Annotated in this window: 8 protein-coding genes; 1 reads left to right on the top strand and 7 read right to left on the bottom strand. The window is 47.0% G+C overall.

What is annotated here, in order from left to right; translation table 11 throughout:
- Nucleotides 1–539: 539 nt before the first annotated feature.
- Genes QWY20_RS18340 through QWY20_RS18330 form a run of 3 tightly spaced genes read right to left on the bottom strand, consistent with a single transcriptional unit; the run spans nucleotide 540 to nucleotide 1,357 of the window.
- Nucleotides 540–1,061, bottom strand: a complete 522-nt coding sequence (locus QWY20_RS18340) for a hypothetical protein (protein WP_330130428.1) — start codon at nucleotides 1,059–1,061, stop codon at nucleotides 540–542.
- A 25-nt stretch (nucleotides 1,062–1,086) separates the two neighbouring features.
- On the bottom strand, nucleotides 1,087–1,209 hold the full coding sequence (locus tag QWY20_RS18335; RefSeq protein WP_330130427.1) for a hypothetical protein: 123 nt from the start codon (nucleotides 1,207–1,209) through the stop codon (nucleotides 1,087–1,089).
- Nucleotides 1,210–1,234: 25 nt separating this feature from the next.
- Nucleotides 1,235–1,357 (bottom strand): hypothetical protein, encoded by a 123-nt coding sequence (locus QWY20_RS18330; RefSeq protein ID WP_330130426.1) that lies wholly within the window; start codon nucleotides 1,355–1,357, stop codon nucleotides 1,235–1,237.
- 603 nt (nucleotides 1,358–1,960) lie between these two features.
- Here QWY20_RS18330 and QWY20_RS18325 point away from each other — a divergent pair.
- A complete protein-coding gene (locus QWY20_RS18325) occupies nucleotides 1,961–2,530 on the top strand; it encodes a 3'-5' exonuclease (RefSeq protein WP_330130425.1) in 570 nt (189 codons plus the stop codon).
- A 57-nt stretch (nucleotides 2,531–2,587) separates the two neighbouring features.
- Here the strand turns inward: QWY20_RS18325 and QWY20_RS18320 are convergent, their stop codons facing one another.
- From QWY20_RS18320 to QWY20_RS18305, 4 genes are all read right to left on the bottom strand, one after another.
- Nucleotides 2,588–3,862, bottom strand: coding sequence for a dicarboxylate/amino acid:cation symporter (locus QWY20_RS18320; RefSeq protein ID WP_330130424.1), 1,275 nt, complete (start codon nucleotides 3,860–3,862; stop codon nucleotides 2,588–2,590).
- Between the two features lie 39 nt (nucleotides 3,863–3,901).
- Entirely contained in the window at nucleotides 3,902–4,780 is an 879-nt protein-coding gene (locus QWY20_RS18315; RefSeq protein ID WP_330130423.1) for an alpha/beta hydrolase, read from the bottom strand.
- Nucleotides 4,777–6,435: a gamma-glutamyltransferase family protein gene (locus QWY20_RS18310; protein ID WP_330130422.1), complete on the bottom strand. Its 1,659-nt coding sequence runs from the start codon at nucleotides 6,433–6,435 to the stop codon at nucleotides 4,777–4,779. Before QWY20_RS18310 ends, QWY20_RS18315 begins: the two co-directional genes overlap by 4 nt.
- Before the next feature lie 54 nt (nucleotides 6,436–6,489).
- Nucleotides 6,490–8,781: TonB-dependent receptor domain-containing protein (locus QWY20_RS18305; RefSeq protein ID WP_330130421.1), on the bottom strand; the 2,292-nt coding region annotated here is incomplete at its 5' end.

The following is an 8,781-nucleotide window of genomic DNA, read 5'->3' as shown; positions in this document are numbered from 1 at the left end:
ACCCACTTACAACGACCATTTTACCGTCCAACAGCTGCCCCGACTATGACTCACACCATCCGTGGTGTTCGGCCTAAAGGCCCAGCTTACGGCTGTTGGTGACATCTCCAGGCAGTCACGCTGAGGGGATTAAGACTTGAGTGTTCTTGCGATGTGACCTTTGTAGCTACGTCCAACAGCTGCCCCGACAACGCTGCAGGAGCAAGCGTTGAATAGCTTTCGCTGCCCGCAGGGGTGAACTACTGGACGTGGTGAATACTGCGATTGTTGCTGTTTGCTGTCGGCAGTCATGCTGATGGGAGCTGGGGATACCTAACCTTTAAGACGTTTCATTGTCTGCTCCCGGCATCCTTTTAGGGTCTCAAGGATGCCGGGAGTACGGACATCGAGTGGTGAAAATGAGCAGTCTGGGCATTGCTCCGGGTACTGGTGCGGCATCAGAACATCGCTGCTAGGGGCATGATACGCCTTCCATCCGCAGGATGGGCATTGCAACACATAGGGTTTTGGTTGAACGGGCATAGCATTCTCCTGGATGGTTAAATGGTGGCTACACTGCTGCTGGTGCGCCTTTGTTGCCTGCTTTTAAAAGCAGACGGGTGCCAGCTAGTGGTCCCCAATCGTTCCTTCGCCAAGGACTGCAACTGCCTTAGTAATACTATGCTGTGCTGTTGATGGCCCAACAGGCAACTGGCAGAAAACCAGTGGCAATTGCGACGAATAAGGTTGTAACGAAATACTGAACCCACCATAGAGCGCGCATAGGCTGCGATAGCAATCTCGCCGCAACTGGTATTTTGTGCGGCAGAGACATAAAGCCGGCGTGCCGTGGTTTGCTGCATAAACGCATCGGGGGTCACCAGTTCTATGCACCCATGCCGATTCATATGAGCGATTTGGCCACCACCGGTATATATGCCACTGTGCTCGATGTAACCAAAAGCCAGATCGCAATACACCACTGAGCCAAGGGCTGGTGTTATGGGATCTTTCCAGTGGTCAAACACCGAAATAATCGCATTTTTTATCGGAGGCATCGCCAATAACCATAAGGGCTTCATCAGTTCTCCAGAGCAATCGTTTGAATTAACGTCGCATGACGGCAACACTTGCCAGAGCTACAGCAGAAACCATCATCAATACCATGACGCGCCGATAAAAGGGCTCGTCCGGATGCTCGGTTTGTTTATTATCTTGCTGTGTATTCATGGTTTGTTCCTCCAATAAACGGCAATTAGCGGCGGACAATGGCAAGAGCTGCCAAAGCAAAAGCCGAGGTCACCATGCAGACCATCATGCCGCGATAAAAAGCGCGATCTGGGTGCGGTTTGGTATCGTGGTTGGGATTATTTGTCATCGTGTTCTCCAATCAATGGTTGAGTTCGCTAGTAGACCTGGCTTTAACGGCTTTATGGCAGTGTCTTGTTTGTGAGTAAGCTACGGTGATACCAAGCCATGGTGAGCCACCGTGCCGGGATCAGCATTAAAAAAAACCATAAGCCTGAGCTCATTTGTGCATACCAGTCTGGCCATAACCAGGCGATGAGCTTGTGCTGTATTAATGCTCCTGCCATCACAAGAGCCAGTGAAATCAAAATAAATTTGATAAACCACTCAACATGCCTTGTATTCATCATTCGCCCCTGACTGCGTTGTTTGATGAAACGAATACTAGCAGAGGTGTTGGTTTCAAAATGGGTACACAAGTTTGTAGGGACTAATTGCGCTGGACTTGCCTTAGAAACAGCATCGGACTATCATGGAAAGTAACAATTGCTTGTTTGATTTACTTATTGATTTAAATGTATTATTTTCGTGGTTTTGTTTGGCTTAGCACCACGGGTAGCAACACAGCATGGATGCGATGGGCTGAAAGCCGCGGAATTCCTGGATGTTCGATTCCTGCTGGGGCAGCCATTTAGCTTTCTCTTCATGATCATCATTGCTGTCGTAAACTGACATGACCACACCACTGCTAATTGTCGATTTAGAAGCCACCTGCTGGGATGGCGATGTGCCTGGGCTAAACCGCCGTCAAACGGTTGATGAGATGGAAGTGATCGAGTTTGGCTGCGTGCTGGCAGAAGCTGATGGTGAGGTGCTGGATGCTAAATCCTTTTTGGTGCGCCCATTGCAGCGGCCACAGCTCAGCGACTTTTGCACCGAATTAACCGGAATTTCGCAGCAGCAAGTGGCTACTGCGCCTGTCTATGCTGAAGTGGTGCACGCCATTGATGACTGGTTATCGGCTTATGCGCCGGTTTGCTGGGCCTCTTGGGGCGAGTACGATCGCCGACAGCTAGAAGCTGAACAACAACGTCATGGCTGCTCGCCAAATTTTTTGGCTTTGCCACATAAAAACCTGAAGCAATTGTGGTGCGAGGGCAGGGCTTCCAAGCGTCGCTCCAGCTTACCAACTGCGCTGGCGTTCCATGGTCTTGCCTTTGAAGGGCGCTACCATCGTGGCGTCGACGATGCACGCAACATGGCTCGGTTGCTGCCATTTATCAGGTTTGGTTACACTTTTTAAGTTACTTAACGTAATTAGGCCCATTAAAGAGTAATACTTCTGAAGAGCATGTTACTTTTAGTTTGGCGACGTCGAATAAAATCGGGCCTGATCCAGTTTGCTTTCTGACTTAGCTACAATGCATGAAATAGTCGCATCACCTGAAATATTGACCGCTGTTCTGGTCATGTCTAATAAACGATCCACTCCAATAATAAGTGCAATCCCTTCAACTGGCAGACCGACTTGCTGTAGAACCATAGCAAGCATAATAAGCCCAACCCCGGGGACACCTGCTGTGCCAATTGACGCCAGTGTGGCAGTGAGTATGACCATCAGGTAGTCAGTCAGGCTAAGATCGATGCCGTAGACCTGGGCAATGAACACAGTTGCTACTCCCTGCATGATAGCGGTGCCATCCATATTGATGGTTGCGCCTAGGGGAAGAGTAAATGAACTAACACTGTTGTGTACGCCCAGTCGATTGGTAACTACCTCCATCGTAACAGGTAATGTTGCACTGCTACTGGATGTGCTGAACCCGAAAAGTAACGCACTACGGATTTTTTTATAAAAGGTAATGGGGTTGAGGCCTGCAAAAACTTTAAGTAAAAGGGGATACACAATCAGTGCATGTGCAAACAATGCTGCCATAACAACAAAAAAGTACTGAGCAAGACTGCCAATAGCATGCCAGCTGAGTTCGGAAAAAATCCGGGCCATAAGACAAAAAATACCATAGGGTGCTAACTTCATTAAAATCAGCACTAATTGCATGATGATGGTGTTCAAATCTGAAAAAAAGCTTGCAACCACCTTTCCTCTCGCACCTACCATTGCGATTGCAATTCCAAATAAAACTGAAAAAACAATAATTTGTAGCATGTTCCCTTCAGCCATCGACTGAAAGGGGTTGCGAGGCATCATATTGATTACAACATCTGCAAGAGAGGGTGCTTCAGATAAGCCTGGTTGAGTGTTCGGCGTGAGCTCAACGCCATGTCCGGGGGAGACGTAAAGAGCAAGTGCGATCGCAATGGTAATGGCGATTGCGGTTGTCATGATGTAAAGAGACAGTGATTTTATACCAAGTTTACCCAAGGTACTGATATCCGACAAAGCGGATGTACCGCACACAAGAGAAACAAAAACCAGCGGCACAACCAGCATCATCAGGCTGGCAATGAAGACTTCGCCACCAACTCTAAAAACACCGTCAATAAAAAATGCTGTTATCCAGGGAGCGGATAGATTGCCGTTCTGAAGAAATGTTTGTAGAAGAAGTCCCGTACAGGCTCCAAAAAACATGCCCATCAGAATTTTAGCCGACAGGCTTAGCTTTATTTTTCTCATACAACAAAGTGTCCTAATTTATAGGGCTGTAGGCTAATGTTAATCAGCTGCCAATATTGCTGCGGCTGCTTGCGCCATTTGCCTGTTTTGATGCTCTGCATTTGGAACGATATGTAGCGACCAGTTGAAGGGAGCTGCTAGGCTTGCAGCTTTATCTTTTGCCTTTTTAAAAAAGAAATGGCCTCTTTCAAACCTGTGCAAGCCTTGAGCCTGCGCTTGCTGGGTTTTTCTGAGGGAGGGGTGATTTGGATCGTTATCAAGTGCTCCCAGCATGATCATCACGGGTTGTTGTAATGCATGTACCAGGGCTTCAGAGTTAACAGGTGTTTTACGTAAGCCATAAGGAAAGTCTACGTCAAATCCTGGGATGGTGTACCAGCCTGCATTGGCAGTAATGGCAAGCTCATATTTCGCAGTCGGTTTAAAAAGAATAAAGCGATGTACAAATTGAGCTCCTGCAGAGTGCCCATAAATTCGGTAGCCGGAGCGTTGAGAACCAAGCTGATCTTTTATCCTTACAAAAATAGAATCGATGGCACTGAAACTCCAGAAAGACTCATCATTTAGCTCACCACTTTCTTGATACATATTGCCGAGGTTATAACCGGCAGCTCCGGGAAAATCCTCTTTGCTAAACTCAGGAACAAGCAGCACAAAACTATGTTGCTCAGCCAGTGCCTGCCACTCGTCATAATAGCGATCAGCATCTCTTCCAACCCCATGCATGACAAATACAATAGGTGTGCTTGCATGGTAGTTATCAGGTATGTGAAACCACACGCGGAGTGGAGGGCCTTGCCAATCTTCAAATACAATGAAAGATTCACTGGTTTGTTTGGTAACTAAAATTTTTTCATCTGCAACAGCTACTGCTCCGATGGGCAGTAGCATGCAGATAGACAGCAAAAAACGCATCATGGCCGGTCATCCTCATTAACCAGTCGGTAAATCACAGTAGCTTTGCCATCACGTCTAGGATCAGCGGCGCCTTGCCAAACACCATTCTGCCGGGCAATGGCATGCACGCCGCCAAAGTATGGATCGTAGACGCTATCAGCAACACCAAACTGTGGTCTTCTTAAAGTGAAGCCACGCAGTGCCATTTTCTGCATCAGGTTTGCTGATACTTCAGGCTGCTCAATAAAAACATTTTTATTGGCAATGGCATGTACACGGTGAGCGGCCACGGCCTCTTCAATCGTTTCACCAGCCTGAACCCAGCGAGCGATGACTTGTGCAACTGCAGATATAATTCGGGCGCTTCCGGGGCTTCCTAGCACCAATTCAACTTCGCCATTTTTGCTCAGAATCGAAGCTGCCATTGATGAATAGGGCATATCATTAGGTTTTAAGCCATAAGGGCTACCATCATCAATCAAGCGGAAACTTTGCATGTAGTTGTTGTACAAAAAGCCATAATCAGGATTTACTACTTTGGCACCAAAGTAACTGTCGATACTCTGTGTGACCGAGACGGCCATACCGCTTGCATCAACCACAGAGAAATGGGTGGTCTCGCCGCCTAGTTCATTATGGTAGTTACTCAATAAGCGGGCTGCTTCTTGTTTAGATATTTTTGCATCTACTTCCTCATGGTACTCATAAAACCCTGATACAGGACTTTCAAAGCGTGACAGGTGTGCAAGATGTAAGGCATCAAGAAAAGCAATCGCTTTATCATCCTTATTGCTTGGTAATGAGTTAGGGTACTGTTGCTCAATTAAATTAAGAGCTTTGAGCATGACCCAGCCTCCGAAAGGAGGAGGAAGCGTTGCTACTTGGTATCCTTGATATTCAATGACTAAAGGTTCAACAACTTGAGGGTCCGGAAAGTTGTTTAAATCTTCCAAGGTAATCCAGCCCTGGTGGGTTGCCATATCTTTGGCGATAGACACTGCTATTTCACCAGAATAGAAGTCCTCTGCTCCATACTCTGCAATGCGTCTAAGCATTTTTGCAGTCAAAGACTGCACCAGAATATCGCCAACTTGAAAATCTTTACCGTCATGACGAATAAAAATTGCTTTGGCCTCCGGCTGATTCCGAAGTGAGTCACCATAGTAACGAAAAGAGCGCTCCCTGAATGGGCCTATGACAAAACCGTTTTCAGCGATATTGATAGCGGGTTGGACTAACTCTGACCATGAGACTTGACCACTTCCATAGTTCCGAAAGGCGAAATCAAGTACCCTGGGCGTTGAGGGGACAGTGCTTGCCGTATGACCAACACGTAATTGGCTGGGCTCTACACGTTCTGGTAGTTGGCTTGGTGACCAGCTGGTCCCATGGATTACAAATGGCTTTTTGCCACTGCCAGGGTGGACCAGCATCACAGTCTGGCCAGCAATACCCGAGCCAGCAGGTTCACTAACACCTAAAGCTAAAGATACTGCAACCGCAGCATCTATAGCATTGCCTCCCTGGCGAAGCACGGAAAGTCCCGCTTCAGTTGCTTCTGGGCTGGCAGATGAAACAGCCCCTTTGAAAGCGTTGGACTCGGGAGCTGAGTAGCAAGCTGATGATAAAGATATTGCGACACAGATAAAACAGACTTTGGTAATGCTTTGAAGCATGATGTATCTTCCTTAAAAAAGGCAGCGGTCTATGACCGCTGCCATCAATATTTTTTAAAAGGCCTTGGACAATGATACCCACCAGACCCTGCCATAAGAGTTGTGCAGTGAGCTGTAGAAGCCGTCACCTACATCAGCAAAAGGTGGTTGTTCATCCGTTAAATTTCTTACACCAGCGCTTACACCAACGCCACTAAAGTGATCGTCTCTCTGGCCAAAGTTGTAGCTAAATGTAAGATCAGTAGTTAGCCATGGGTCGACATTCCAGTAAATGCGGTTCAAGCTTTCATCTACAGTCCCTGTGACACCACTGGCAATCGTGTCAAATAAGTTGGTGTTGTAAACACTGCCAACATATTTGGCGATTAACGTTGCACTGAAATTGTTCTTGCGCCAGTTGAGACTGGAGCTGCCACGCCACTCCGGATTCCCATTTCTTCGTAGGAAATCTGTTGTGATGCCAGAGGTTTCCTGTTCAAAACGTGTCAGCCGGCTTACATCAGCACGCCATGTCAGTTGTCCCCAGCTGTTAGGCTGTGCGCGGTATTGCAGTGCAAGGTCCCAGCCTTCAACTTTGCGTTTGTCGGCATTAATATATTGACTAATGATGTTTGTCGTTGCGCCAACTGCCGTACGTTGATCGTTTGGGTTTGCAGCATTCCAGCTGTCGAACAGCTGAATATCCTGAGGGGTAAGCGGGGCACGGATAACATTTGGATTTGAGCCAAGCATGGCTTCTACTTCCAGTTCATGCCTTTCACCCAAAATCACAACAACGTTTTCTTGTTTGATACGCCAGGTATCGAAGGTTACACGCAGGCCATCCAAGACACCGCCTGGTTGAATGACAACGCCCAAAGAGATGGTATCGGTATGCTCGGGTTTAAGATCGTCATTACCAAGCCTGCTGGTTGTGCGGTAAAGTGCTCCGGTATCAATATCAAGCCCTGTCACTTCACTACGCAGAGGATCTTCCACATTAAGAATCCTGCGGATGATATCACCCTGGTTCATTTGAGGCAGGTTGGGGGCTCTGAAACCCTTGGCATAAGAACCTCGGAAGCTTAGCTCAGTAATTGGCTCGTAATAGAAACCAAACTTAGGTTTAAATGTTCTGCCAGCATCAGAAAAATCTTCAAAACGTCCGGCTAACTGGAACTCAAAACGCTGCGCTAAAGCACTTTGATTCTGCTCTCCAACCAATGGTAATACAAGTTCACCGTAGGCGGAAAATACCTGCCTGCTGGCCGATGAATCACGTGTGGCAGAGACACCAACAACGTCACTCTCATCAAAAATACCATTAAAATTATATGGTATGGTTCCGTCTTGCCTGGGATCTCGGTCATCCAGGTAGCTCTCACGTCGCCATTCAACTCCGAGCGCTGTGCCAGCATCTCCCCCCGGCAGGGTGAATAAATCTTGTTTGGTAAACTTAGCATCCCAGCTACTTAAAGTGGTTTTTGATTTTTGGATGCTGGAAATACGGATGGTGTTGAGAACATCTTCGGAGTTAGCCCCAGGGCCACCAAAAATATTAAATGCATCAGGGGTAGTTTTTGCTAATGACTGGGATAACAGTGTTTTAGACTGACGATTAAACTCTTCATCATCTGCCGTTGCGGCTGAATAGAGTAATGCAGACTCCCAATCCCAGCCATTCCACTCACCCCTCAGACCAGCTAAAAAACGATAGCTATCTTGCTGCACTTCAATAAATCGTGGTCCAAGCTCCGTTGGACGGTAACGAGTTAACAATACATCGGATCCTGTTGGGTTATAGTAATTTTCAGCGGGTACGATTATATATGCTAAACCACTATCTAAAGGACTTGATGCACGCTGTGTTCTTGAATCTGAGCTGTAATAGACTGCTTCAGTAAACAGCTCAAGACCGTTGTCGAAATCATGATCAACTTTGATCATGAAGTTGGATCGTTCAGTGTCTGGGGTAATCCAAACTTCCTGATTAAAGTCAAATCGCTGTGAACCAACGCCTGGTGCGATATCGAGGTTTTGATTAACGTGAAAGCTTCCCGTAGGGACAAAGCGTCCCTGGTCATTTAAAGCTCCAGTTTGGAACACTGCATAAGGGGTTACCGCAGATAGGTTATTCAAGCGACTGTTGTTACGCCACTCTTCTGGTATTTGTGGGTTACCAACTCGGTTGAGCTGTCCATACAAGGGATCGAGGTCGGTAATGGCAACACCGGTTCTCTTGTAATGAGTTGCAAAAAGGCCAACTTGTGTTCTCGCATCATTTAGTGTGAAACCACCTTTTGCTGTAAGTGTGAGTTCATCGTATGGTGTATTCTCACTGGCCCCATATTTCCCAGATATGGTAAA

This window comes from Alkalimonas cellulosilytica (assembly GCF_036325985.1).
Classification (GTDB): domain Bacteria; phylum Pseudomonadota; class Gammaproteobacteria; order Enterobacterales; family Alteromonadaceae; genus Alkalimonas; species Alkalimonas cellulosilytica.
This window is presented reverse-complemented; position numbering and strand designations above follow the sequence as displayed.

Bases quoted from the DNA above. Each gene is read 5' to 3' on its own strand.
- QWY20_RS18340 (WP_330130428.1), bottom strand. From the start codon at position 1,061: ATGAAGCCCTTATGGTTATTGGCGATGCCTCCGATAAAAAATGCGATT.
- QWY20_RS18335 (WP_330130427.1), bottom strand. From the start codon at position 1,209: ATGAATACACAGCAAGATAATAAACAAACCGAGCATCCGGACGAGCCC.
- QWY20_RS18330 (WP_330130426.1), bottom strand. From the start codon at position 1,357: ATGACAAATAATCCCAACCACGATACCAAACCGCACCCAGATCGCGCT.
- QWY20_RS18325 (WP_330130425.1), top strand. From the start codon at position 1,961: ATGACCACACCACTGCTAATTGTCGATTTAGAAGCCACCTGCTGGGAT.
- QWY20_RS18320 (WP_330130424.1), bottom strand. From the start codon at position 3,862: ATGAGAAAAATAAAGCTAAGCCTGTCGGCTAAAATTCTGATGGGCATG.
- QWY20_RS18315 (WP_330130423.1), bottom strand. From the start codon at position 4,780: ATGATGCGTTTTTTGCTGTCTATCTGCATGCTACTGCCCATCGGAGCA.
- QWY20_RS18310 (WP_330130422.1), bottom strand. From the start codon at position 6,435: ATGCTTCAAAGCATTACCAAAGTCTGTTTTATCTGTGTCGCAATATCT.